Below are 25,016 nucleotides of genomic sequence, written 5' to 3'. Positions count from 1 at the left end.
TTAAAACCAGCTAGAACACCGGACGAAAGACCAAAAAAAAGGCGGGAATGAAGCATTCCCGCCATTAAATAACCTTAGTTAACTCGCAAGTAGGCTCTCACACGAACCTTAAATGAACTTGAAATCCGGAAAATATTTTAGATACGTCGGTCTCGCCATATTCAGCGATCACGCTCGACCCTACATGGAAAACTTATGCTCGAAGCCCACACCAAATGTGGAGTCCTCAGAGTCAGCCAGGTCCGCCTCCACCTGAGACACGTAAGCATAAACCTTACTCTTGCTTGCCAGTTTATAATCGAACCCCAAGGCCAACAGGGTTAGCTCCTCGTTTGTTGTCTCGGCTTCTGTCAGTCCGTACTGAGCCTTGATCTTCCAACGCTCAAGGTTAACGGCACCGCCAACCAGATAAGACGTATCTTCTCCAGGGCCATCGCTTTCTTCTGCCAACTGGTAAACTGCGCCGATCTCGAAGTTGCTTAATCGGACCTTCCCTACGGTTCGCAGGATATTGAGACGACTATCGCCACTTGAATCGGCTTCCAGTGAATCGTCGATATCAGAATCGTAGGCAATACTTCCGTAGAAACGATCATTCTCAAACGTAAAAGAGCTGGAAACTGCATCCGCAGGTCCGTCGTTCTCTGCACCAGCTGACTGCTCTTCACCCGGGATGACGGCAACACTGACGCCCACAGCATCGAACAGACGTGGGGAACTGTATTGAACAATGTTGCTGGTCCGATTTTCACCAGCCATGATATTTTTTATATCCGCCTGTAGGTCGTTGAACTGGTCAACCTTGCCCTGCGCTGACTTTAAAGGTGTGTCAAATTTTCCCGCAATCAGTGCACCGAGGTTCGCCTGTTTGAAGCCGCCGTATATATTACGCTGCGAGAAGGTTTGGCCATCTTTATCTCCATCATCAATCGATATTTCAAATTCCGCCTTGTATATCGCCTCCAGGCCTGCGAGGTCGGTATCGAACGCCCCTTTTACACCAAGACGGGAAGCATTGCTCTGAAGCTTCCAAGTATCGCTATTACCGTCGTCCTGGTTTTCATACGAAACATTGGCTTTGCCGTACAGGATAGGACCGTCCGCCGCGAGTGCATTTATTGAAGTAACGACAAATCCACCAAACACGAACATCGATAGACACTTTTTCATGGACACCTCTTCAGATTAGATAGATTCAAAATGACACTTGAAGTCTTTCAAATGCTGAGAAGATGGTGCTTTGTATCTGTTGCAAAATTATTACATTGAAATATTTTTTTTTATTTTCAACAATATAAAATTAAAACCTTCTATTATATCCTTTGACACTGAATTGAACTTGAATATAAGCAGCCGTTTTCGTACATCGCGTTGTGAGCATGAAAGCGATTCCCATCTGACCCCAGATTCATCCCCGGAACCTTCCAAAAGCGACTCACAATGAATCGCGGCAGGGATTGCGGTTGCGCGATAAAGATCATGATGGCCAATTGATACTCGGCGCGATGCGCGGTCACCTCGGCTCTCGGCAGTCAATTCAAGGCCGAATGGCTTGTTAGTGAAGCGTTTAAGAGCTGAATAAAATGCGCGCTGGCGTGACTTGAAGGAAAAGCAGCCAAGCATTCCCGTTCTCTCAAATGTCATCAGCACATCGGTAACCGGGTTGAGACCGGCGTGATAGAAGCTGAAGCATTCCAGTGATAGCTCCTGCGGTAAGCCATGAAGTTCATCCAGAAAAACCGGAACACAGATGCTGCTTCCCAACCCGCCTTCGAACCTTCTATAACGGACGTCCCAAAAACGGGACTGTGTCCATCCGCCATTATACTTCCACCCCTGGCGATCAGCGGCACTCAGGATGTCGGCAACACCGCCCCAGCCTATGTCGGTGGATCGATAACGCCCATACATCTGAATATCCTTCACTGTCCCCGGAGAGGCCTGACAAAGCCATCGAGCCAGCCACCCGGGCAGCCCCGGATCAGCACCTGCATCCAGTACAAATCGGCTGTCGCTGGTCTCGATGAGTGTCCGCATGCCTTGGAATACCTCAAGCTTGCGCGGATTTGGAGTGATATCGATGTAGTCGGCTCGATTCGCGATACAACCGTGAACCAGATTCTCAAGAGCAGACACGGAAAGGTCACATGCCACAATAACGACATCTTGCTCATGCGAGCATTGCCTGGCCTGTGCAGCGTCAGCCACATCAATTGATCTGGCGTTGAAACGACCTGTGACACCGGCTTCGCGATCTAACTGTTCCGCTCGTTTACGCCCTTTTTCCAGTGAACGCCCTGCCAAGACAATATTGCCGTCGATCCGTTGCCCCAAGAAAGTCGCAGTAGCGGTCCCGGCAGCTCCGTAGCCACCAAGGACAAGTACGCTCTTGTCGCCCTGTCTCATCGTTTCTCAAGCTCCCTTTTGACGTACTCCAACTCAACCCGGGTGTGTTGCGCAGCGTCTGACTCGATGCCCATAAAGGCTGACATGAACCAACTCAAGGCTCTGCCTTTAAAGGAATCGGGGAAGACACCGTATACCCGGTGAGAGAGACGCCATCCTTTCTCAGAGTTGGTCTTTTCAATTCGTAAATCTCCCCCCTCGAACACGTCAACGATATCGATCCCCAAAAGGCTGTAGGTAGTTTCGGCTGACCATCTGTAGCGTGTTGGCGGAAAGACGTCGTACACACGCCCGTCCAGAACCCCTTTTATTCCACCAACCGTTTCAACCTGGAGAAATCTAAGCCCGTCAACAAATCCCGTACCGGGTCGGCTCGTTATCTCAGTCAAAATATGAGCGTCATTTGCTCGGTGAAAGATGCCTTCGAAATCCGTCACTGCCCCCCAAATCTCCGTGCGGGGCGCATCAACAACAACGCTCTCGGTAACATCCACTTTCCGAAGATCAAAGCCTGCAAAGATCAAGAGTCCGACGAGCATAAAAGTTGCGCAAGCCATTATCATGCGGTTCATACCAAGCCCTCTTTTTCTTCAGATCAGACATCCCTAAACCCTTTAGCAACTACAGGGTCAAATAGAGATCTAACGCAGAAAGTTCGATCAAGAGCTTAGATTGTTCGGAGCGATTGAACGCGTTCGCCATAGCTGATGAAGAGCATTCTGTGCTGAATGGGCGAGAGCGCACTTTAAATAATTGGACGCTTTGCCTGACCGGGGATAAAGAATCTAGCAACTGATGCAAGGTTCGAAACAGTAATTCATATAGAGATGTTCAGTCCCCCAATTCAGCCACACGCTTGGTGGTCGAGTTGGGGGCGAGTGCCACGTCAAATCACTGCACGTTCAAATTTTTCTGGTGTTGCAACATCTGCTCCATCATCAGCTGCATTTGATCCATGCGCTCTTGCATCATCTGAATTTGTTGCTCGTTAGACAGACTACCACCATTTTTTGATTTACCGCCGCCGTTCATCAGGTGCTGACCTCCCATCATGTCGTTTTGTCCACGCATCATGCCAGGTCCCATCATGCCGCGATGCATATAATCCATTTGTTCTTGCATCGCCTCCCTGTGTTCTCGCATCAATCGTTGCCGCTCTTGCGGTGATGCTTCATCAGGTATGCGTTGCATCAGCTGGTTCATGTGAGACCAGTTCTGGTGCATCTGCTGCATTTGCTCCTGATCCATCATCATGCCGGGACCATGCCCTTGCCAGGGGCCTTGGTCACCATGTGCTATTACCAATGCTGGAAAAACCAATAGCGCAGCGGTTGCAGCAAGCCCTTTAGATGAAATCATAAAGTTATCCCCCAAAAATGAGATGCCCACTCCATTTCACTTATCATTGTAGATCTTTATCCAGATAAACGCCGATCTTAACGACTAGAGTAAATTAGTCATTGACCCTGTAGTAACTACAGGGTTTTAAATTGCATCATTTGTACGAGAACCGGAGCCGAGAAAATGAGCAACACCTGTGACGGACAGTGTGGCAGTGAGGAAGCTGGCACAGATAATTACACTCGGAACCCCGTTATCACCACACATGGAGCCCAGATCAGCACCTACAAAGTGCCAAAAATGGACTGTCCTTCGGAAGAGCGAATGATTCGAATGGCGCTCAATGGCTTTGACAACATTCGGTCACTCTCATTCGACCTATCGAATCGAAATCTGGAAATTATTCATCAAGGCGAAGCCGGACCTATTACGAGCAAGCTGGAAACCCTGGGGCTGGGCGCTTCCTTGCAGAAGTCAGAAGAGGCCAGCGCTGAATCCGTCAGATCGGCTGAGTCGTCTAATGCCAACGAAACCGAGGAATCCGGCACTTTATGGATACTGCTGGCAATCAACGGTCTGATGTTTCTGGTCGAAATGACGATGGGCCTGATCGCCCAGTCCGCTGGCCTGATTGCTGACTCGCTAGACATGCTTGCCGACGCTGCCGTCTACGGTCTTGCGCTTTACGCCGTCGGGCATGGCATCAAAATGCAGGTCAGAGCGGCCCATGTTGCTGGCATTCTCCAGCTCATCCTTGCCGTCGGTGTACTAGTTGAGGTTGGCAGGCGTTTTCTGTTCGGCAGTGATCCGCAGTCGCTGATGATGATGGCCGTCGCATCTGTGGCCCTTATTGCCAACGTCAGTTGCCTGCTCCTGATCGCCAAACACCGTGAAGGCGGTGCTCACATGAAAGCCAGCTGGATATTTTCGGCCAACGACGTGGTCATCAATCTAGGGGTTATCCTCGCAGGGCTTCTTGTCGCCTGGACCGGCTCCAACTACCCGGATCTGGTTATTGGCGGCATTGTGGGAGGCATTGTACTCATCGGTGCCAAGCGCATACTTGCACTAAAAGGATAATTCGATGTCTGGAGACCGTTCTCGCTTTTTTACGCTGAACTTTCTCGGCTTTTCCACGCTGATAGCGTTGGCTGACCAGGCCATTAAATGGCTGGTCCAGCAATCCATGGCTTACGGGCAATCGGTTGAGATCACTTCTTTCTTTAATTGGGTGCACGTATGGAATAAAGGCGCTGCCTTTAGTCTCTTCGCCGATGGCGGGGGCTGGCAGCGATACTTTTTTATCGCAATAGCCGTTGTCGTCTCAGCTGTTCTGGTCAAATTGATTCGGGACAGCCATCAACGAACAGAAGCCCTAGCTTACGCCATGGTTCTTGGAGGCGCACTGGGAAATGTCATCGACCGAGTTTTTCGAGGCCACGTTGTCGATTACCTGGATTTCCATTGGCAATCCTGGCATTGGCCGGCGTTCAACCTTGCCGACGTGTTCATCGTCCTGGGCGTGATCATGATTTTGGTCACGGGCTTCACAGCCGAGAAAGGTGTTGGGAACAACACGAAAAATCGCCAGAATGACTAGTTTTCGCGCGGTCGCATCACTCGCTAAGCCCTCTGAGTCCGGCTTAGCGAGTGTTGCGACTACGTTTAATTGAACAGCAACGACCAAGGAGAAAACAATGGGCCACGAGCATGTTCACATGTCACCGGATACTAAGGATAAGAGAGTTGCAGTAGCTATCTGGGCGAACGGTATCCTAACCTTGGCTCAGATCGCTGGAGGGATCTTCGCTGGCAGCTTGGCGCTGATAGCCGACGCTATACACAACTTTTCGGATATGGCGTCACTATTTATTGCATTTGCGGCGCGGAAGATTGCACGCCGCCCGGCCGACTCGAAGATGACCTTTGGCTACGGGAGAATTGAGATTGTTGCGGCACTTATAAATTACACCACTTTGATTATGATCGGGGCATATTTAATCTACGAAGGTGGCATGCGATTCCTAGATCCCCCGGAAATCAAGGGCTGGTGGGTAGTTTGGCTTGGCATTATCGCATTGGTAGTGGATGGTTTGACCGCGTTGCTCACTTACTCCATGCAAAAGGACAGCGTCAACATCCGTGCGCTGTTTCTACACAACTTGTCTGATGCGTTTGCGTCAATTGCAGTCGTTGTAGGCGGCGCCCTGATTCTCCTGTACGACATGCGTTGGGTTGATCCCGCGATCACAATTGGTATCGCAAGCTATATTCTCTACCTGGGCTTAACGGAAATCGGCGGAACCATCCGGACACTCATGCTGGGTAGCCCAGTGGATATCGACACAGATTCTGTCATCGAGGCTTTATCAAACGTAGAAGGCGTTTTAGACCTTCACCACGTACATTTCTGGCAGATGGGTGAGCATGATGCCTCCCTCGACGCCCATGTGGTGGTCGAAATAAGTGCATGGAATGAACTTGAAAAAGTCAAGGGCCGGATAAAACGAACTTTGGATAACGAGTTCAGCATCACTCATTCAACATTGGAGTTTGAACACCCTGATCACAGTCACAAAGATGCCCATACTTATGGCCATGGCTAACAGGGCTGCTGAAATGGGTGCCGTGTGGCAGATCGACTGCGAATGGCCGACATGCCACACGGTTAAGAACACCTTATGCGAGACGTAATTGAACGCCATCAGGTCTGGGCCTACCTCATCGCTGTTTTTTCCGGCCTCATTGCCGGATGGACCTCTTCCCTCGGCGACAGGGTGCAGGAGTGCCAGAGCACCCGAGCCATTGCGGCAACGCCGGTTCTGTTGATTGCTCAACTGGCTCTTCTTGCACTTTACCTCTGGCTTTTCCTGGGCAATCAGTTCGACGTAAATCTTGAGCTTGGGCGACACCTCCTGCCGGCCTTTGTCGGGCTGCTTGTTGTCCCCCTTATCCTGGCATTTCTGACTGAAAAATGGGCGGAAAAGTCCGAAAAAGCCACCGGGTTGATTCGCTTCATGGGTCTGATGCCGGTCCCTCTGCTGACAGTCGTACTTTTCATCATCTCAATGACACAAGTCAGCCAGATCGACAGTACCGGCCCACTTATCTGGCCCTTGATGATTCTGTTTCCGGCCTATTTGCTAGCTGAGGCTCCGGTTGGAAAGACTCTGCGCCGGGTCTTTCGATTACCGGTAGCAACCGGTCGCACCGTCATTTTCAGCCTTGGCACCCGCAACTCCTTCGTGGTTTAACCTCTGGCATTGTCGCTACCAGAGGCCTGGGCCGCGGCTGTCGTGGTGATTGTCGTGCAGTCCCTGGTGGAACTTATTGATATGATGTTTTATCTGAGGTGGCTTCCCAATCGGCTGCTACCGAATACCGGAAAATCTGACACTCGTTAAACTTATCTAAAATAGGAAGATCTTACGTGCGTACCCGAACCCTGGTCACAAGCCTCGTTCTTTTTTGTCTGGTTGTCTTCGCGGCCGCTTTCGTTTATTACGATCGTTCTCAAGGCATTGATGAACCCGCCGTTGTTGAAAAAACGCCGCTGGTGAGAGATTACTCTCCCGTTATCGGCCCTGAGGACGCGCCGGTAACCATTGTCGAATTCTTCGACCCATCCTGCGAAGGCTGTCGCGCCATGCATCCCTATGTGAAACAGATTCAGGCTGCATACCCGGACAACGTGCGTCTGGTCCTGCGCTACGTATTGTTTCACAAAGGCTCGGAAGAGGCCGTCAGAATTCTGGAAACCGCCCGCGAACAGGGGATCTACGAGCCGGTGCTTGACGCTGTCATGGAAGCCCAACCCCAGTGGCATGACGATCCAAAGGTCGCCGCAGCATGGGATGCGGCGGAGTCAGCCGGGCTTGATTTAGAAGCCGCCCGGGCCGGTATGAACTCGCAGGAGATTGACCGCATTATTCAACAGGATGCGGCTGACGTGAAAGCGGTTGGAATTTCTGGAACCCCAACCTTTTACGTCAACGGGGACACCTTAAGTCGGCTGGGACCCCAAGAACTGTACGACCTTGTCACCTCCAAGGTAGAGTCGCCTCAATAACAACTTCAGAACCGGCAACGCTATGTCACTGCTTGACTACTTATTACCTTACGATTTCTCGCCGCTGACCATACTGAGCTACATGCTCGTGATGGGGTTCTATGGCGTTGGGCTATTTCGGATGCCGGAACAGGACCGGCCAGGCGCACTGCGGATCTTTGCGTTCACCCTGGGGGTGATGATCTGTTATGCGGTGATGCAGACCCGCTTCGATTACTACGCGCAATACATGTTCTTCGTCCATCGGGGCCAGCATCTGATCCTTCATCATATTGGGCCTATCCTGATCGCGCTTTCCAATCCCTTGCCGGTCATGCGGTTCTGGTTTGAAAAAATCAGCCCAGGCTGGAGGCGCACGCTCCGGCCTCTGGGTTGGTTTTATCAGGTCCTGCAACAACCCTTCATCGCCCTATTCCTGTTTGTCGGGCTCATTTATTTCTGGCTGTGGCCATCAATCCATTTCGACGCCATGCTCAGCCGGGATCTGTACTGGGTCATGAACTGGAGCATGTTACTGGATGGCCTGCTGTTCTGGTGGTTGATCTTCGACCCGCGACCGCCTGCGATCACCTCATCGCTGGGGTATGGCAGACGCATGTTGGTTCTGGCTGCCGCAGGTGTGCTTCAGATGTTTCTTGGGGCGTGGATCGTGTTCTCACGTGACATGGTCTACGACGTTTACGAAGTCTGTGGCAGGGCCTGGCCGCTGGACCCGGAAGTCGACCAGCTCCTGGGCGGCATGCTGACCTATATCCCTCCCGCTATGATGAGCATCCTTGGCATTCTTCTGATGCTTCGGCGAGCCATGCATCAGGACGGAAAATATGCCAATCAATCCAAACCACTTGAGGAAACAGCGTCATGAGAACTCGCTTCTGGCGACAGCGCACCAACATCATATCGGCGACCTTAACGCTGATTGCATCCCTATTGCTGACTGGTTGCTTTGCCAATGACGAGGAAGACTGGAACGGTAAAAACATCAGTGGCTTGATGCCTGAGCTGGAATTCGACCTGATCAATAGCCAGGGCGAGTCGGTATCTGGCGAGGATTACAGTGGACGGGTGAGAATGCTGTTTTTCGGGTTCACCTCGTGCCCCGATGTTTGCCCAACCGCCCTGCAAAAGCTCAATCAGGCAACCAGTGGCCTGGCCCCGACGCTTCAGGATGAAGTACTCACTTTGTTCGTGAGTGTCGATCCGAAACGTGACACGCCTGAGCGCCTCGCAAAATACGTGGATTTTTTCGGTGACAATATTGTAGGACTCACTGGAAATGAACCCCAGCTTCGTGAACTCGCAAAACGATATAGAACCACCTTCGGTTATGACGAACCTGACCCCGATGGAAATTATGCGGTGTCACACAGCAGCGCGATTTATGTATTTGATCGCGAGGGTAACCCCCGCCTTTTAATTCGGCCCGATTTGAGCGGGGAAGAAATTCGGCATGATCTCGTTGCTCTTATTCAGGAGGATTCCTGACTGAATAGACTGTCCCAACTCGAATTGGGACAGTCCTGATTGGCGGGCAGATACAAATTGGTTAAGCAGAGCCGGAGAGTGTCTCAATAATTCGGCAATCCATAATAACCCCGCCTTCACAACACGCACTCAGTCTTTCCAACTCGTGTTCCATCGCACGCAAATCTTTCAGTCGAGAGCGCACCTGTTCCAACTGTTGTTCAACTTTGGCGTCTACTCCAGCGCAGGACTCCTGATGTCGATCTGCTAGCGACAGCAGCTCTCGAATATCGTCAAGGCTGAAACCGAGCCCCCGGCTTCGTCGGATAAACAGCAGCCGCGAATAATCCGCTTTGGCGTACAGTCGATATCCGGAGTCCGAGCGGATCGCTTTCGGTAACAGTCCAATTCTTTCGTAGTAGCGGATGGTTACGGGCTTGATGCCCGTATCATCAGCCAACCGACCGACCGTGTAGGTTTTTTCGCTCATCATCATTGACCTTATAGTTACTATAACCCCTATTGTATCGTTGTATTGCAAATACTAGGAGGGTTCGTCGTGGATAGCTGCTGTGAAAACAAGGCCGGTGAACTGGCACAATTGCGAGCGAGCCAAAGCCGGGTGCTTTACATTGCGCTTGCCATAAACGCAGTGATGTTTGTGGTGGAATTCAGCGCCGGCTGGATTGCAAGCTCTACCGCGTTGCTGGGCGATTCGCTGGATATGTTCGGCGACGCGTCTGTCTATGCACTGACACTGTTCGTGCTGGACCGAAGCCGTCGCGCGCGTGCCGGAGCGGCTTTGTTCAAAGGCGGCTTTATGCTGTTGTTCGGGCTTGTTGTTGTCGCCGATGCCATCCGCAAGCTGGTGATACAGGAAGTGCCGGCCGCCGAGTGGATGGGCGCTGTCGGCGCTCTTGCTCTTTTTGCAAACGGCGTTTGTTTTGTGTTGCTCTACCGTCATCGTGCGGACGACCTCAACATGCGTTCCACCTGGATGTGTTCCAGGAACGATCTGTTCGCCAACAGCAGTGTCATCATTGCGGCTGGATTGGTCGCCCTCACCAATACCCTCTGGCCGGACATCATTGTGGGCCTCGCCATTGCTGCGCTTTTCCTGCATTCCGCCTGGCAAGTCATCAGTGAAGGTATGGGGGAATGGCGTGCCGGTGGCGCAGAATCCGCCAACCAATCGGACGAAGGTGAGGTCGCCACTACCGGAGACAACTGCTGTTCTTCATCGCAAAGCACGTGTGGCAGTGCATCGGAAGAGCCATCCCGGTGACCAACAATAACCAGGTGATTCCATGGGGGCTGCTGCTGTCGGCCTGGCTACTGGCGTTGGTGTCCTCGCTTTCAGCCATCTACATCGGGGAAGTTCTCGGGCAGGCTCCGTGCGTTCTGTGCTGGTTTCAGCGCGCCTTCATGTTTCCGTTGGCGGTGATTCTCGCAGTCGCCTGCTACTACTCGGATTTCAACGTTTGGCGCTACGCTATGCCGCTGGCTGTTATTGGCTCCCTGTTCGCTCTGGCCCACTCACTGCTTTATGTGGGGATAATTCCACAACCCATTCAGCCCTGCACGGCCACTGGCCCGTCCTGCTCGGGTGACGGAATGACGATATTTGGTGGGCTGCCGCTTCCGTTTCTATCGCTGGCCATTTTCGTTGCCATCATAATTCTGCTCTTGCTTGTCCGTCGGAGAATTCATTCATGAATCGTCGTGCCATCGTTGTTGTCGTGTGTCTCGTGCTGATCGCAGCCTTTTCGGCCGCTGTCTTGTTCAAGCCACAGCCCCAGCAGCCTCAAAAAACGGCCACCACCGGTGAAAAGTCTGTTGTCGCTTCCGAACCGATCGCGAACCAACAAGCATTGGTACGCTTCCATTCGCCCACATTCGGGCCTGCCGACGCACCGGTGACCATCGTTGAGTTTTTCGACCCCTCCTGCGAAGCCTGCCGGGCGTTCTACCCCATCGTGAAACAGATTCTTGCTGAGTATCCAGGTCAGGTGCGCCTTGTTTTGCGTTACACACTGTTCCATCAGGGTTCCGAGGAAGTCTCCAGAATTCTGGAAGCAGCTCGCCTGCAAGATGTCTATGAACCGGTGCTGGAAGCTGTGTTGGAGGTGCAGCCTGCCTGGCACGACGATCCGAAGGTTGCCAAGGCATGGGGAGCGGCCGAGGCAGCCGGTCTGGACCTGTCCCAAGCCCGTGAGGATATGCAATCCGAACGGATAAGCGCCATCCTTGATCAAGACATGCAGGACGTCAAAACCATCGGCGTTCGGGGCACCCCGACTTTTTTCGTGAATGGCCGCCAACTCACGGAGTTTGGTCCCAAACCGCTACTTCGCCTTGTTCAGGAGTCGCTCCCAGACGCACAGCAATAGCGACCGGTGTCGATTAAAACACGGATGGGCTTGATGCCCTCCACCGTCAACTGAACTCAGAAAGTTGAGGACTCACGGAAATGCCAGATCTTGCGACATGGGGAATGCTGGCTGCTTTTTTTGGCGGCCTGGTGTCTTTTTTCTCACCCTGCACTCTGCCGCTGGTTCCGGGGTATCTCTCGGTCGTTACGGGCGGCACCGTCACAGACCGTTCGAGTCGACTGCAATCTCTGTGGCTCAGTATCTGTTTTGTCCTTGGATTCAGTGTGGTGTTCATCGCTTTTGGTGCCAGCGCTAGTCTGCTCGGTCAGTGGCTGATGGCCTACCGGCAGGAAGCCAATCTGGTGGCGGGCATTCTGATCGTGCTGATGGGGCTATTTATGCTGGGCTGGTGGAGCATGCCCGCGCTACAGCGCGACTGGCGCTTTGGGCAAACCCTTGAGGGTGGACGGCCCACGGCAGCGTTTCTTCTCGGTTTGGCCTTTGCCGTCGGATGGACACCGTGTATTGGCCCGATATTGGGCGCTATCCTGGCTCTCAGTTCCACCCATGCGAATGCTGAAACCGGCATGCTGTACCTGGCCGTTTATTCGCTGGGGTTGGCAATTCCATTTTTGGCAACGGCTCTATTTATTGAGCACTTTCGGGCGCGAGTGCGCTGGATGAGCCGCTGGAGTCAGTCACTGAGAATTCTGGCAGGGCTGGTTCTGGTTGTTATGGGGGTAATGGTGCTGACGGGACAGATGACCCGGTTTGCATCATGGATGTTATCCGCATTTCCGGTACTCGGAAGACTCGGTTGATCCCGGGCAAATCTTTGCCCACCACTCAGCTGGCCGATAAGGCAGGAGAACCGAGCAGTGAACAGTGAACTCAAGGCGTTCTATCTGACAGAACTGGCAGCAGCCGCTGATGCAGACAATCAGGGCGATGTCGATACAGCGTTCAGACATCTTGAACGGGCTCATATTCTGAGCCAGAAGTTCGCGTTAGCGCACACGACAACACATTTGCGCATGCTACGGCTCGGCTGGCACACGCGCGATGCTCGCGAGGTTCTCGGTCAGCTGGCTCGGGCCTTCGCTGCGTTGCTGGTTTCACGAATCTGGGTTCCTGTCGGCAATACGGGACGTGCCAACGTCAGCGCATTTGAACCGATGGCGGTGCCGGAAGACTTGGCGATTGTTCTGGGACACCAGAAGCCTTCCAACACGTAACTGAAGGACACCACTTTATGATCACACCCTGCTTCCAACACCACACAAAGCGCTTTGCATCCATTGCATTAATGATGCTGGCAATCCTCCTTGTTGGCTGCATGGGCGATGATGCGCCGGATTGGCACGGAACAGACATCAGCGGCGTGATGCCCAAGCTTGAATTCGATTTGATCGACAGTCAGGGAGCACCGGTTTCAGGCGATGATTACAGTGGTCAGGTACGAATGCTGTTTTTCGGATTTACCTCTTGCCCTGATGTTTGCCCCACTGCTCTGCAAAAACTCAGTCAGGCCGTTAGCGGCCTGAGCCCGGAAAACCAGGAGGAGGTACTTACGCTGTTCGTCAGCGTTGACCCTCAGCGCGATACGCCCGAGCGCCTGGCAGAGTATGTCAATTTTTTTGGTGAAAGGATCGTCGGGCTGACCGGCAAAACCTCTGACCTACGCACACTTACCCAGCGATACCGGACCACGTTCGGGCATGAAGAACCGGACGCAGAAGGTGATTACGCCGTCACTCACAGCGGCGCAGTTTATGTGTTTGATCGTGAGGGTAATCCACGCCTGCTTATCCGACCGGAAGATTTAAGCGCTCAAGCCATTCGGCAGGACCTTGTTGCCCTTCTTGAAGAAAGTTCCTGAATGACTGAAGGATTCGATAGTGTTCTTTGCAAGGGCGTTTGTAAAGGCCCTGTTCGACAATCCTCAAGTCCGATAGTCTCCACGCATTCCTGTTCGCATGAGGCACAATAATCGCTGGCGCATTTTCCTTCCATCTCTGCCGTGCAATGATTTAGCGTTTCCAACTTGTTCCGGCAATGATACCGGATGAAATGGATGCGATTTGCCTGGAGGCACTGGAGGAAGCCCTGACTCGAATGTTCGCTTTTGTTTAGGTGCTGTCCGCGATGCGGGACTCTCGCTTTGCCAGGTCAAACGCTCCATGCTCAAACCTAGGCTCAAAGCATGCGTTTAAGGGTGTCGTCCCGTTTAACGAAGTGGTGAATCAAGGCCATGCCAACATGACCAACGATCAAAACGGTCAAAATCCACGCAATTGGCGAATGAAGCTGCCCCAGGGCTTTCGCCCAAGCAATCTCCTCACTCTTGGCAAAAATCTCGATCCCAAACGGCTTAACGCCATAGCCACCACCCAGCATGACCATAACCCCGGTTATCGGCATCAGCAGCAGGCCAAGATACAACGCCCCATGACCGGCCTTGACCAACATAGCCTGCGCCGGGTCAGGCTGCGGACGGTGATGGCGCTGGCCAGCGGCCCAAGCCAGGCGTAACAGAATCAGCAGCAACATCAGCGAACCTATGGAGATATGCCAGGGCACCAGCGTTTGTCCGACCCAGTGTTCTCCGTCGGCGATTCGATCACCAAACTTGAGCAGCTGCCAGAACACCAGCAACGCCATCGACCAGTGCAACAGTTTGGTGAGAGCGCCGTACCGCTCACGTGAGTCGTGGATCATGATTTGGTTCTCCGTTCTTTGGATTTCATTACCAGTGTAGCTGACTATTTGGTTGAGCTCTTTGAGAACTCGCCATGTAAACCGTCATAGATTTTATCCTTTCTTATCAAGGCCCGTATCTCCACCTATACACTGATCCAAAAGTCCAGCTTAGTGAAGTTAGTTCACTCCACGCCAAAAACTTTATCTCGGCTTCTGGATCGGGGCCATGAGTCCACTCCCTCTCGTTTAAGCTCCGGAGAAGGCTGCGAGGGTTGCAAAGCGAACGTTCAGGCAAATAGATTTTGGAATATGCGCAGTAGACGGGTAGGCACTCTGCGAATGATCGTGATAACCGGTAAAGACGTGATAGCAAGGTGCCAGGCCGAATCCTGGCACCTTGCTATCGGCGTTACTCACCAAGAGTTCGCTGTTTCCAGAGATAAAAGAGCACAGGAATCACCAGCAGCGCCAGAATGACAGCGGAAATCATACCGCCCACCATAGGTGCCGCAATCCGGCCCATCACCTCCGACCCTGTACCGGTGCCAATCATAATGGGCACAAGCCCCCCGATAATGGCGGCCGCCGTCATCATGATTGGCCGAACCCGCATACCGGCACCGTGTAGTACGGCATGGCGGAGGGTTTCTCGCCTTGGCGTCAGCCCTTTGTCATCACACGTTTCCAGCATTTCGTTATAAGCCTGATTCAAATACACCAGCATGATCACCCCAATCTCTACCGCTACGCCGGCCAGCGCAATGAAACCGACACCGACGGCTACCGAAAAATTATAACCAAGCAGATACATCAGCCAGATAGCACCGATCATCGCAAACGGTAGCGTGCCCATAATAATCCCCACTTCGGCAAAACGGCGGAAGTTAAGAAACAGCAGGATGACGATGATGGCCAGCGTTAACGGCACCACATAGGTCAGTTTTTCCTTCGCACGGAGCATGTACTCATACTGACCAGACCAGTTGATTGAATAACCGGGAGGTAGATCCAGCTCTTCACTCACGGTAACCATGGCCTGTTCAACATAGGTGCCTACATCGACACCCTCAATATCCACAAAGGTCCAGCCGTTCAGGCGGGCATTCTCACTCTTAATGGCCGGCGGGCCATCCTCCACGCCGATCTCCGCCACATCTGCCAGGGCAATGCGCTGGCCGGATGCGGTCACGATGGGCAGTTGCTCCAGCTTCTCGGGCGAATCCCGGTAGTCTTCCGGATAACGAAGATTAATGGGATACCGCTCAAGTCCCTCGATGGTTCTGGAAACGTTGATTCCACCAATAGCGGAGGCCACTACCTGCTGAACATCAGCGATATTCAGCCCATAACGAGCGGCACGCTCACGATCAATATCCACCTTGATGTAGCGGCCCCCAGCGACTCGCTCAGAGTAAACGGAGGCTGTACCGGGGATGTCGACCATGACTTCCTCAAGGCGTTTACCGATGTTCTGGATGACGGTAAGGTCCGGACCGGCAATCTTGATGCCCACCGGCGTTTTAATACCCGTTGCCAGCATATCGATGCGCGTGATGATCGGCATAACCCAGGCATTGGTTACCCCCGGGAACCGAATCAGAGTATTGAGCTCCTGCTTCAGCTTTTCGGTGGTCATGCCTTCCCGCCATTGATCCCTCGGCTTGAGCTGGATGAAGGTCTCGATCATCGTCAATGGAGCCGGATCGGTAGCGGTATCCGCCCGCCCCACTTTGCCGAACACGGTTTCGACTTCGGGTACGGTGGCAATCAGCTTGTCCGTTTGCTGCAACAGTTCCCGAGCCTTACCAATGGAGATGCCCGGGTAGGTGGTGGGCATGTACATCAGGTCGCCTTCATCCAGTGGCGGGATGAATTCACTGCCGATTTTGGTGGCTGGCCAAAGGCCCACAGCCAATGCCAGCAACGCAACAATAACCGTCGTTTTCGGGAAGCGTAACACCAGCTTCAGCACCGGCATATAAACGCCAACCAGCAGGCGGTTCACGGGGTTCTTGTGCTCCGGCAGCACCTTGCCGCGAATGAAATAGCCCATCAGCACCGGCACCAGCGTCACCGCCAGGGCCGCACTCGCCGCCATGGCGTAGGTTTTGGTGAACGCCAGGGGAGAAAACATCCGCCCTTCCTGCGCCTCCAGGGCAAACACCGGCACAAAACTGACGGTAATGATCAGGAGCGAGAAAAACAGCGCGGGCCCGACCTCAGAGGCTGACCGTGCAACGACTTCCCATCGGTTCTCAGACGTTAACGGGGTTCGCTCCATGTGTTTGTGCATGTTCTCGATCATTACAATAGCACCATCAATCATGGCGCCGATAGCGATGGCAATCCCCCCGAGTGACATGATGTTGGCATTGATGCCTTGCCAGTGCATGACGATAAAGGCCGCCAGAATACCCACGGGAAGGCTAAGAATCGCCACCAGCGACGAGCGCACGTGGAACAGGAAGACGATGCACACCAGGCCCACCACCAGAAACTCTTCAAGCAGCTTGAAGCCGAGATTATTGACCGCCCGCTCAATCAGACCAGAGCGATCGTAAACCGTCACCACCTCGACGCCTTCAGGCAAACTGGATTTCAGGTCTTCCAGTTTCGCCTTCACGCCATTAATGGTTGCCTGAGCGTTCTCACCAAAGCGCATCACCACAACACCGCCGACGGTTTCACCTTCCCCATTCAGTTCGGCAACCCCACGCCGCATCTGCGGGCCAACTTCAACGGTGGCCACATCTTTCAGCAATATGGGGGTACCGTTGTCATCGAGTCCTAATGGAATCGACAGAAGATCCTCACGGGACTTTATATAGCCAGACGTGCGCACCATGTATTCCGCCTCGGCCATCTCGATGACGGAGGCGCCCACTTCCTGGTTGCCTCTCTTAATGGCGTTCTGGATGTGAGCCAGAGGAATTCCCAGCGCCCTGAGTTTTTCCGGGCTGACCTTGACCTGGTACTGCTTCACCATACCGCCTAGCGCAGCCACCTCAGAGACACCCGGCACCGTTTGCAGTTCGTACTTCAGGAACCAGTCCTGCAGGCTGCGCAACTGGCTTAGGTCCTGGTTCCCAGTGCGGTCTACCAGCGCATACAGGTAAACCCAGCCAACTCCGGTAGCGTCTGGCCCGAGCTGAGGCCTTGCAGAGTCTGGAAGGCTGGGCGCAACCTGGGACAGGTATTCCAGTACCCGGGAGCGGGCCCAGTACATGTCGGTGTCTTCATCGAAGATCACGTAAACATAGGAGTCACCGAAGAACGAGTATCCCCTGACCGTTTTCGCGCCCGGTACCGAGAGCATGGCTGTCGTCATCGGGTAGGTGACTTGGTCTTCCACCACCTGCGGCGCCTGGCCCGGGAAACTGGTTTTGATAATGACCTGCACATCGGACAGATCCGGCAGAGCATCCACCGGCGTTTGTTTCAGCGAATAAAGGCCGAGCCCTGTGATAAGCAACGTCGCCAGCAACACCAGGAAGCGGTTACGAATAGACCAGTGAATAATAGCGGCAATCATGACTCGCCCCCGCCATGGCTCATGGTGCTGTGATCCATGCCTTCATGATCCATCCCCTGCTCATCCATATCCTGAGGCGATGACATCCGTTGGAAGTCCGAGGTTTTGCTGGATTCCGAATCGATCAGGAACTGGGCGGATGTGACCACTGTGTCGCCCGGCGTGAGGCCATCGAGTATTTCCGCATGCTTTTCCCCCACGCGCCCAACGCTGACGTTTATCGACTTGAAAGCTCCCTCCTCCAGGGCCAGAACGAGGCGATCACTCTGGCCAGTGCGGATAACCGACTCCCGGGGCACCAGAAACTGCCGTTTTCCCCGTTCACCCTGAACCTCCAGCCGGGCAAACATGCCCGGCATCAGGGCACCATCCTCGTTATCAAACCGCATCCGGACCCGGGCTGTCCGGGTTTTGGGGTTTACTTCCGGATAGACATAATCCACTCGGCCACGCCACTCACGACCGGGCATGTAATCCAGGGTCAACTGCACCCGGTTGCCTGCCTCTACAGCCGAAAGCTGGCTTTCAAACACTTCACCGATCACCCAGACTTCATCGAGCGCAGCGATCGACAGAACCCTGTCTCCCGGTTTGATGAACATACCCTCGCGCACATTCAGGTTCTCAATCACACCCGAGCGGGGCGCGTAAACGGTCATCGTCCTCTGAATGTCCCGGCTCTGGCGTAACCGGCTGATCAGACTGGCCGGCACATTCAGCGCCGCCAGCCGCTCTGTGGCAGCCTCCACCAATTTCTGGTTGCCACGGTTCATCGCCAACAGCAGCTCTTCCTGAGCATTTACCAGGGTCGGGGAATACAAGGTGTACAGGGGCTTTCCCTGTTCGACAGGCTCGCCTTCGGCTTTGACAAACAGCGTTTCAATCCAGCCTTCAACCCGGGGATGGACGTGAACCATCTGGTCTTCGTCGTAGGCCACATAGCCCACGGTGGTGATGTTGTTGGGCAGCCGCCCCTGAATCACCGGCTCCGTGCGAACCCCCAGATTATTGACAACCGTCGGTGAGATACGGACTGTGCCCGCCGTATCGTCTGCCTGTCCTCCGCCCTCATACACCGGAATCAGATCCATACCCATGGGTGATTTTCCCGGTTTGTCACTTTTGAAATTGGGGTCCATGGGAGCGACCCAGTACAGCGGCTCTTTTGAATCGGAGCTGGTCTGTTCTGCAGAAGAAAGCGCGTGGGTGTCCGATGCAAACCAATAGGTGGCTACCGCACCGGCGAGACCGCCGAGCAACACAAAGCCCAGAGGGCGAACAAAGTTAGCCATAGTGATCAGTCCTGATAACGGGTCATTGAAAAGGTAGGGATCTCGGAAGTGTCAGCCGTCAGGTAGCGGAAGTTCGCCATATTCCCGGCCCGCTCGGCTTTCATCTGAATCAGTTCCACCTGGGCATTAAGCTCGGCAATTCGCGCTCTCACTGCCTCGGCAAAGTCGCCGTCATCGTTGTTGTAGGCGGTCAGTGCCGCACTCGCCTGCGCTTCCATCTGTGGCAGCAAGGCCTGCTCATAGAGCGCTATGCGCTCATCCAGGCGTTGAAGTCTGGCAACCGCAGCCCGAGCTTTGGCGCGAAACCCGCGGAGCTGCAGAATGCGCTCGGTTTTCGCCGCCTCCAGTCTAGCCGCAGACGCGTTGAGCTTCCGGTCCTGCCGATTGCCGGTAAAAAGAGGCAGATCAAAGCCAATCCCCACGGAAAACAGATCGGCCCGGTCCTCGCCGTTCGGAGCCCGGTCCCGATATCCGTATTGGGCCGATATCGACCATTCCGGTTTGTAGGACTGGCGGGCCAGATCAACGTCAACACTCTGGGCTTCAATCAACTGATCGGTGGCGCGCACGGCAGGATGTCGGGGCAGTGAATCAGTAGCGGTTTCAGCCCAGGCAGAAGGGAGTTCTGCCAGCAGTTCGCGGGGGACATGGTCGGTGACGGCCAGCTGTGCCTGATTCAGGCCAATCCACTCGGCCAACGCTTCCCGATTCGATGCCTGTTGCACATGCAGTGCTGTTAGCCGGTCCTCAAGCCTGGTCAGCTCCAGCGAAGCCCGGATAACATCCTGCTGCCTGGCCCCCATGGAGGCAGAGGTGTAGCCCGCCGCAGCAACATCTTCCAATTGCTCAAACAAGCCTCTGTTGCTTTCAATCAATCGGATACTCTGCTCGGAGCGCCAGACCCCCAGCCAGAGTTGCGTGACGGTTTCCGCCACCTGTGCCCGACGATTCTCGCGCATGAACGGGTGAACCCCGGCCATCTCCTCTTTTCTGGCACTTGCCAGCTGACGGCTGTTGCCACGTGGAATTCGCTGGGTAAGACCGACGGTAGCCTGAGTCATGGCCTCCTGGCCCATATCAAAAGTATCTGTGGGCAGATTCGCGGCACCGATGGTCATTCTCGGATCCGGCAGGGCGCCATCGGCAATCGATTCTTCCAGAAGCGCATCCTGAATCTGGACACTCTGGCGAAGCCAGGGATCGTTCTCGATGGCCGCATCAATCGCGCCGGTTAACTCAAGTCTGGTTGCCGTCCAAGCGGGCAAACTGGTCAAAACCAGAGCACCGAGAAAGGCCGGCTTTATAAGGTGAGGAAGAATGGACAACGTTATATCTCCATTGAAATGTTTCTGACTCGCAATCTTATAGCAATTATCTGAAACCAAACTGAATTGCAGAACGAAAATGCACAATTTGATTTATATCAAGATACTGTTATTCCTGAAAAAAGTTACTTTATTTTAAATTTTCTTATTTCTTTCAGGATCAATTCAGAAACCGATGTTTTAATTAACTCATCAACCAACTAGGAGGTGTAAAAATGAAAAATTTACTTATATTTGCAGCAGCAGTTACTGTTTCAACGTCCGTACTCGCCGGCAACATGTCAGACAATAAGGACATGAAGGCCATGCACAGCCAAATGATGGAAAAATCATCCATTGAAGAAATACTTAAGAATGAAGAGATGCAGCGCTTACACAGAGACATGACACGTAATGCGATGTCCGAAGGGGGCTTTGAGGCTCGCGTGCAAATGATGACGAAAGAAGGCCGGGCTTATCACAAAGCTCTGAAACAAAGGCAAAAAAATACCGCAGGGTAATCCCTGCGGTAAAGTCAACTCGTGGAGACGCAAGCGTCGGCTGGCTCGGGCTTCGAGCAGTCGACGTCCTGATCACGCTCAAGTAAATCACAGAAATCTGAAACTGAACTGAATTTCTTGAACGGTTTAAGGCAATTAAGGAGAACATCATGAAAAAAATCATTATCGCTGCCGCAGCTGCCACTTTATTTTCTACCATGGCCACTGCCAATTCAGGATTGGCCGATCGGATTAATGAAGCGCGCACTTACCCAAATAAAACAGTCGAAACGAAAACCGAAATAATGACCTGCATGAAAGAAATGCAATCTCAAAAATCAATGAACGGGTCCAATGTCAATAAGCAGCAAAAAGTATCAGTCAGAAACACACACCACAATCATACTTAAATAAATCCAGCGTGTTAGAGAATAACCAGTAGTCGACTGTCTCTTAGAACGACAGTCGACTATTTATTAAATATTGAAAATACAGAAAGTAATTTACTTCACTTCCACGATGCCTCTTCATTTGGCTCTCAGAGTCAACCACCCAAGAAACATCCATTTGACAATCAGGCCCGTTATCGGTGGCAAGAAAACCCATTGTGCAAGAGGAATTACCCCTGTGCCCGTCCATGTGACTACCGGCATTAACTCGCTATAATTCCATCTTAAACCTGCCGAACCATCCAGGCCTCCAGGTCCGGTTCCCAGGTCCAGTATTCGGTTTCGATACGCATGGTGAAACGGCCGTGGTTGCTGTCCGACCACAGGGTGGCCTCCATCCCCTCAATCAATGATTCCGCCGAGGGCGCACCACCCAGCGCACTGCCCGGAAAACACTTAGAAAAGCCACCACCCATAAGCATTTCATACGCTGCCTCCTTGAGTTAATCGTCTGATTACCCAGAGAAATCAGAGCCCACTCCTTTCAGACCATGCCTCATAGATCCGCTTGTCCCATTTGCTCTGGAAATAGGCGATAGCGGCTTTTTGATCATCCCTGGAAAGCTCGTCTGCGAAGGCCGGCATTTTCCCACCCATGGGGGCGCCGCCTTGACTAATTGTACCCATCAGCGTGTCGAAGGAATGGTGCCAGGCATGGCCCGTTCCGTTGAGCGGTGGCGGCGGGTAAGAGCCATCCTTTAGGGTCTTTTTCCAATTGAAAGCGCCTTGGGCATTGCCGCCATGGCAGCTTGCGCAGTTGTCGTCGAACACCACTGCGCCGCGCTCGACCTGGGCCTGTGTGTACCAGCGGTCATCCACCGTCTTACCGCAGCCGCTGATTAGTGCGACCGCAAGAACGCCTATTGAGATAGTTGCCCCATGCATCATTCTTGTTCCTCGATTTCCTTGCGCCTCAAATTCCTCAATCGCGGAATAAAACGGGGAGTTCTGGCTGCATAGGCCATCGTGTATGACATAGCTACCTCCAATGATTCAGAAGTTCATTGCTTTGACCCGAGTTTCACCACCCTCAAACGCAGCGCATTCACAATCACGCTGACCGAGGACAGCGACATGGCGGCCGCTGCAAAAATGGGCGACAGCAGTATCCCGAAAAACGGGTACAAAACCCCTGCCGCTATCGGAACACCGGCGGAGTTGTAAACGAAGGCGAAAAACAGGTTCTGACGGATATTGCGCATGGTCGCCAGAGACAAACGGCGCGCCTCGACAATGCCCATCAGGTCGCCGCGTAGCAGCGTAATGCCGGCGCTTTCGATGGCGACATCGGTCCCGGTGCCCATGGCCACACCGACATCCGCCGTTGCCAGTGCAGGCGCATCGTTTACGCCGTCACCCGCCATCACGACAACACGGCCTTCGTCTTTCAGGCGCTGGACGATCTTGCCCTTATCTTCCGGCAGGACTTCCGCTTCCACTTCGTCGATATGCAGTTTTCGGGCAACTGCTTCAGCTGAAGTGCGGTTATCGCCGGTCAGCATGACCACCCGGATGCCGTCTTTTTGCAGAGCGGAAATAGCGGCTTCGGTGGTTTCCTTGACCGGATCGGCAATCGCCAGCAACCCTGCGACGTTTCCGTCGACAGCAGCAAAAATCACGGTAGCACCATCTTTTCGGAGCTGGTCGGCGTCGCCGTCAAATCGCGTGGTGTCGACATTTTCCGACTCCATGAGAAGGCGGTTACCAAGTAGCACCCGCTTGCCGTCTATTCGACCGGTAACCCCTTTACCATTCGGAGAGTCAAAGTCTTCCGCATCCGGAAGCTTCAGGTCCATGCCCTTGGCTTTATCGAGTATGGCGTGAGCCAGTGGGTGCTCACTGCCTTTCTCCAGGCCACCTGCATAACGCATGAGACTACTGTCATCGAACCCGTTGGCCGCGACAAGCCGGGTGACTTGCGGCTTGCCCTCTGTCAGCGTGCCGGTTTTATCCACCACCACGGTGTCCACCTTCTCCATACGCTCCAAGGCTTCCGCATCGCGAATCAGAACGCCACTTTGAGCACCGCGTCCGACACCCACCATGATGGACATGGGCGTCGCCAAGCCAAGTGCGCAAGGGCAGGCAATGATCAGAACACTGACCGCTGCAATCAGCCCGAACGCCATAGGCGGCGTGGGCCCGAAGAATGACCAGGCTATAAAGGCGATAATGGCGATCACGATCACCGCAGGCACAAAATAACCCGCCACCTTGTCGGCCAGGCCCTGAATGGGCGCGCGGCTGCGCTGGGCGCTCGCCACCATCTGCACAATCTGGGACAGCATGGTGTCACGGCCAACCTTGTCGGCCCGCATGATAAAGCTGCCCTGCTGGTTGATACTGCCGCCGATCACCTGGTCGCCGGATTTTTTGCTGACTGCCAAAGGCTCACCGGTCACCATGGATTCATCCACGTTGGAGCTGCCTTCAAGCACCTCGCCGTCCAACGGCACCTTGTCTCCCGGACGTACCCGCAAGCGGTCACCGACCTTGACCTGATCAAGCGACACATCGGATTCGCTGCCATCGTCGTCCAGTTTTCTGGCCGTCGCCGGTGCCAGATCCAGCAGGGCCTTGATGGCACCAGAGGTTTTTTCCCGGGCGCGCAATTCCAGCACCTGCCCCAGCAGCACCAGCACCACGATGACAGCAGCCGCCTCGAAGTAGACGGCGACCGACCCGTCTTCCTGCCGGAAGGCGCCTGGGAAGATCTGCGGCGCCAGGGTCGCCACCAGGCTGTAGATCAGCGCGACGCCGGTACCAATGGCAATGAGCGTAAACATGTTCAAGTTACGGCTAACCACGGATTTCCAACCCCGGACGAAGAAGGGCCAACCGCACCAGAGCACCACAGGCGTTGCCAGCACCAGTTGAATCCAGTTGGACATCTGCGGGGCTATAATGTGATCGAGTCCGGTGAGGTGCCCACCCATCTCCAGTACCAGTACAGGCAGGGCCAGCACCAGGCCGATCCAGAATCGGCGGGTCATGTCTTTGAGTTCTTCCGAAGGCCCGTCGTCCAGGCTTACCTGCTCGGGCTCTAGGGCCATGCCGCAGATTGGGCAGTCCCCCGGCCCTTGCTGGCGAATTTCCGGGTGCATGGGGCAGGTATACATGGTGCCCGGTGCTACTGGCTCTTGCGGCATCTTTTCCTCACCGAGGTATTGCTCTGGGTCCTCGTCGAATTTGGACTGGCAACGCGACGAGCAGAAGTACCAGGTTTTACCGCCATGCTGGCTGCGGTGTTCCGCGGTATGCGGATCCACTGCCATGCCGCAAACCGGATCCTTGGCGGTGTGCTCACCAGGTTCGTTATCGGTGTGGTGATCGTCGTCATAGGCGTGATGGTGCTCAGTCATTGCGATCTCCTGTTTTGTCGGCGGGCCAGTCTGCAAATGCAATAAAATACAGTAGAACCAGATTGACGATGGGGATCAATATCAGCACACCCATCCACCCCGGATACCCGGTGCGCTGGCAAATACGCCAAGCCGGAATGACCACCACAATGGCAATCACCAGCATCCACAGCCAGTGGCCTGCCCACATGGTATTCCCGAACATGTTATCTCCCATCATGGAAA

General features: G+C 53.8%; 28 protein-coding genes. 15 read left to right on the top strand and 13 right to left on the bottom strand.

Annotation, left to right across the window (positions count from 1 at the left end; genetic code table 11):
• Positions 1-180: 180 nt before the first annotated feature.
• From ABNF92_RS15605 to ABNF92_RS15590, 4 genes are all read right to left on the bottom strand, one after another.
• Positions 181-1,170, bottom strand: a complete 990-nt coding sequence (locus ABNF92_RS15605; RefSeq protein ID WP_227514626.1) for a porin — start codon at positions 1,168-1,170, stop codon at positions 181-183.
• A 90-nt stretch (positions 1,171-1,260) separates the two neighbouring features.
• A complete protein-coding gene (locus tag ABNF92_RS15600) occupies positions 1,261-2,406 on the bottom strand; it encodes a saccharopine dehydrogenase NADP-binding domain-containing protein (RefSeq protein ID WP_349342669.1) in 1,146 nt (381 codons plus the stop codon).
• Entirely contained in the window at positions 2,403-2,978 is a 576-nt protein-coding gene (locus ABNF92_RS15595; RefSeq protein WP_041644859.1) for a hypothetical protein, read from the bottom strand. Before ABNF92_RS15595 ends, ABNF92_RS15600 begins: the two co-directional genes overlap by 4 nt.
• A 319-nt stretch (positions 2,979-3,297) precedes the next feature.
• Complete coding sequence (locus ABNF92_RS15590; protein WP_041644857.1) at positions 3,298-3,765, bottom strand: hypothetical protein; 468 nt, start codon at positions 3,763-3,765, stop codon at positions 3,298-3,300.
• Between the two features lie 165 nt (positions 3,766-3,930).
• Here ABNF92_RS15590 and ABNF92_RS15585 point away from each other — a divergent pair, with 165 nt between their 5' ends.
• From ABNF92_RS15585 to ABNF92_RS15555, 7 genes are all read left to right on the top strand, one after another.
• Complete coding sequence (locus tag ABNF92_RS15585; RefSeq protein WP_014575728.1) at positions 3,931-4,827, top strand: cation transporter; 897 nt, start codon at positions 3,931-3,933, stop codon at positions 4,825-4,827.
• Between the two features lie 4 nt (positions 4,828-4,831).
• Positions 4,832-5,347 (top strand): signal peptidase II, encoded by a 516-nt coding sequence (gene lspA / locus ABNF92_RS15580; protein ID WP_062785137.1) that lies wholly within the window; start codon positions 4,832-4,834, stop codon positions 5,345-5,347.
• Positions 5,348-5,444: 97 nt separating this feature from the next.
• A complete protein-coding gene (locus tag ABNF92_RS15575; RefSeq protein ID WP_041644856.1) occupies positions 5,445-6,353 on the top strand; it encodes a cation diffusion facilitator family transporter in 909 nt (302 codons plus the stop codon).
• Positions 6,354-6,428: 75 nt separating this feature from the next.
• Entirely contained in the window at positions 6,429-7,001 is a 573-nt protein-coding gene (locus ABNF92_RS15570; protein ID WP_014575725.1) for a hypothetical protein, read from the top strand.
• A 176-nt stretch (positions 7,002-7,177) separates the two neighbouring features.
• Positions 7,178-7,816 (top strand): thioredoxin domain-containing protein, encoded by a 639-nt coding sequence (locus ABNF92_RS15565; RefSeq protein ID WP_014575723.1) that lies wholly within the window; start codon positions 7,178-7,180, stop codon positions 7,814-7,816.
• Between the two features lie 22 nt (positions 7,817-7,838).
• Complete coding sequence (locus tag ABNF92_RS15560) at positions 7,839-8,681, top strand: cytochrome c oxidase assembly protein (protein WP_014575722.1); 843 nt, start codon at positions 7,839-7,841, stop codon at positions 8,679-8,681.
• The gene (locus tag ABNF92_RS15555) at positions 8,678-9,301 is read left to right on the top strand and encodes an SCO family protein (RefSeq protein ID WP_014575721.1); all 624 of its coding nucleotides are present in this window, start codon (positions 8,678-8,680) and stop codon (positions 9,299-9,301) included. Before ABNF92_RS15560 ends, ABNF92_RS15555 begins: the two co-directional genes overlap by 4 nt.
• A 61-nt stretch (positions 9,302-9,362) precedes the next feature.
• Here ABNF92_RS15555 and ABNF92_RS15550 read toward each other — a convergent pair whose 3' ends face one another.
• The gene (locus tag ABNF92_RS15550; RefSeq protein WP_041644855.1) at positions 9,363-9,770 is read right to left on the bottom strand and encodes a helix-turn-helix domain-containing protein; all 408 of its coding nucleotides are present in this window, start codon (positions 9,768-9,770) and stop codon (positions 9,363-9,365) included.
• Between the two features lie 69 nt (positions 9,771-9,839).
• Here ABNF92_RS15550 and ABNF92_RS15545 point away from each other — a divergent pair, with 69 nt between their 5' ends.
• The 6 genes from ABNF92_RS15545 to ABNF92_RS15520 all read left to right on the top strand — a co-directional run bounded on the left by ABNF92_RS15545 (position 9,840) and on the right by ABNF92_RS15520 (position 13,531).
• Positions 9,840-10,565 (top strand): cation diffusion facilitator family transporter, encoded by a 726-nt coding sequence (locus ABNF92_RS15545; protein ID WP_062785141.1) that lies wholly within the window; start codon positions 9,840-9,842, stop codon positions 10,563-10,565.
• Entirely contained in the window at positions 10,562-10,996 is a 435-nt protein-coding gene (locus ABNF92_RS15540; RefSeq protein ID WP_014575718.1) for a disulfide bond formation protein B, read from the top strand. The genes ABNF92_RS15545 and ABNF92_RS15540 overlap by 4 nt, the downstream gene beginning before the upstream one ends.
• Entirely contained in the window at positions 10,993-11,670 is a 678-nt protein-coding gene (locus ABNF92_RS15535) for a thioredoxin domain-containing protein (protein WP_014575717.1), read from the top strand. Before ABNF92_RS15540 ends, ABNF92_RS15535 begins: the two co-directional genes overlap by 4 nt.
• An 80-nt stretch (positions 11,671-11,750) precedes the next feature.
• Positions 11,751-12,473: a cytochrome c biogenesis protein CcdA gene (locus tag ABNF92_RS15530; protein ID WP_041644854.1), complete on the top strand. Its 723-nt coding sequence runs from the start codon at positions 11,751-11,753 to the stop codon at positions 12,471-12,473.
• A gap of 57 nt (positions 12,474-12,530) precedes the next feature.
• A complete protein-coding gene (locus ABNF92_RS15525) occupies positions 12,531-12,887 on the top strand; it encodes a DUF3703 domain-containing protein (protein ID WP_014575715.1) in 357 nt (118 codons plus the stop codon).
• 17 nt (positions 12,888-12,904) lie between these two features.
• Positions 12,905-13,531, top strand: a complete 627-nt coding sequence (locus tag ABNF92_RS15520; protein ID WP_041644852.1) for an SCO family protein — start codon at positions 12,905-12,907, stop codon at positions 13,529-13,531.
• 317 nt (positions 13,532-13,848) lie between these two features.
• On the opposite strand, the gene ABNF92_RS15515 is transcribed toward ABNF92_RS15520, so the two are convergent.
• From ABNF92_RS15515 to ABNF92_RS15500, 4 genes are all read right to left on the bottom strand, one after another.
• A complete protein-coding gene (locus ABNF92_RS15515; RefSeq protein WP_349342668.1) occupies positions 13,849-14,370 on the bottom strand; it encodes a cytochrome b/b6 domain-containing protein in 522 nt (173 codons plus the stop codon).
• Positions 14,371-14,761: 391 nt separating this feature from the next.
• Entirely contained in the window at positions 14,762-17,884 is a 3,123-nt protein-coding gene (locus ABNF92_RS15510; protein ID WP_113880705.1) for an efflux RND transporter permease subunit, read from the bottom strand.
• Positions 17,881-19,176 carry an efflux RND transporter periplasmic adaptor subunit gene (locus ABNF92_RS15505; RefSeq protein WP_349342667.1) on the bottom strand — a complete coding sequence of 432 codons (1,296 nt, stop codon included), beginning with the start codon at positions 19,174-19,176 and terminating at the stop codon, positions 17,881-17,883. The genes ABNF92_RS15510 and ABNF92_RS15505 overlap by 4 nt, the downstream gene beginning before the upstream one ends.
• 5 nt (positions 19,177-19,181) lie before the next feature.
• Positions 19,182-20,501 carry a TolC family protein gene (locus tag ABNF92_RS15500; protein ID WP_349342666.1) on the bottom strand — a complete coding sequence of 440 codons (1,320 nt, stop codon included), beginning with the start codon at positions 20,499-20,501 and terminating at the stop codon, positions 19,182-19,184.
• A 215-nt stretch (positions 20,502-20,716) separates the two neighbouring features.
• Between ABNF92_RS15500 and ABNF92_RS15495 the strand changes: the two genes are divergently transcribed.
• Together ABNF92_RS15495 and ABNF92_RS15490 are read left to right on the top strand one after the other, a co-directional pair.
• Complete coding sequence (locus ABNF92_RS15495) at positions 20,717-21,001, top strand: hypothetical protein (RefSeq protein ID WP_150994161.1); 285 nt, start codon at positions 20,717-20,719, stop codon at positions 20,999-21,001.
• A 149-nt stretch (positions 21,002-21,150) separates the two neighbouring features.
• Entirely contained in the window at positions 21,151-21,390 is a 240-nt protein-coding gene (locus ABNF92_RS15490) for a hypothetical protein (RefSeq protein WP_181800107.1), read from the top strand.
• A 263-nt stretch (positions 21,391-21,653) separates the two neighbouring features.
• On the opposite strand, the gene ABNF92_RS15485 is transcribed toward ABNF92_RS15490, so the two are convergent.
• The 4 genes from ABNF92_RS15485 to ABNF92_RS15470 form a co-directional block, all read right to left on the bottom strand.
• Complete coding sequence (locus ABNF92_RS15485) at positions 21,654-21,851, bottom strand: hypothetical protein (protein ID WP_349342665.1); 198 nt, start codon at positions 21,849-21,851, stop codon at positions 21,654-21,656.
• 46 nt (positions 21,852-21,897) lie between these two features.
• Complete coding sequence (locus tag ABNF92_RS15480; protein WP_202634178.1) at positions 21,898-22,317, bottom strand: cytochrome c; 420 nt, start codon at positions 22,315-22,317, stop codon at positions 21,898-21,900.
• A 113-nt stretch (positions 22,318-22,430) separates the two neighbouring features.
• Positions 22,431-24,791, bottom strand: a complete 2,361-nt coding sequence (locus tag ABNF92_RS15475) for a heavy metal translocating P-type ATPase (protein WP_349342664.1) — start codon at positions 24,789-24,791, stop codon at positions 22,431-22,433.
• Positions 24,784-25,011 (bottom strand): hypothetical protein, encoded by a 228-nt coding sequence (locus ABNF92_RS15470; RefSeq protein ID WP_113880698.1) that lies wholly within the window; start codon positions 25,009-25,011, stop codon positions 24,784-24,786. The genes ABNF92_RS15475 and ABNF92_RS15470 overlap by 8 nt, the downstream gene beginning before the upstream one ends.
• Positions 25,012-25,016: the final 5 nt, after the last annotated feature.

Source organism: Marinobacter sp. MMG032 (assembly GCF_040112695.1).
Taxonomy (GTDB): Bacteria; Pseudomonadota; Gammaproteobacteria; order Pseudomonadales; family Oleiphilaceae; genus Marinobacter; species Marinobacter salsuginis.
The sequence above is the reverse complement of the archived record's forward strand: the minus strand, read 5'-3'. Positions and strand labels throughout refer to the sequence as shown.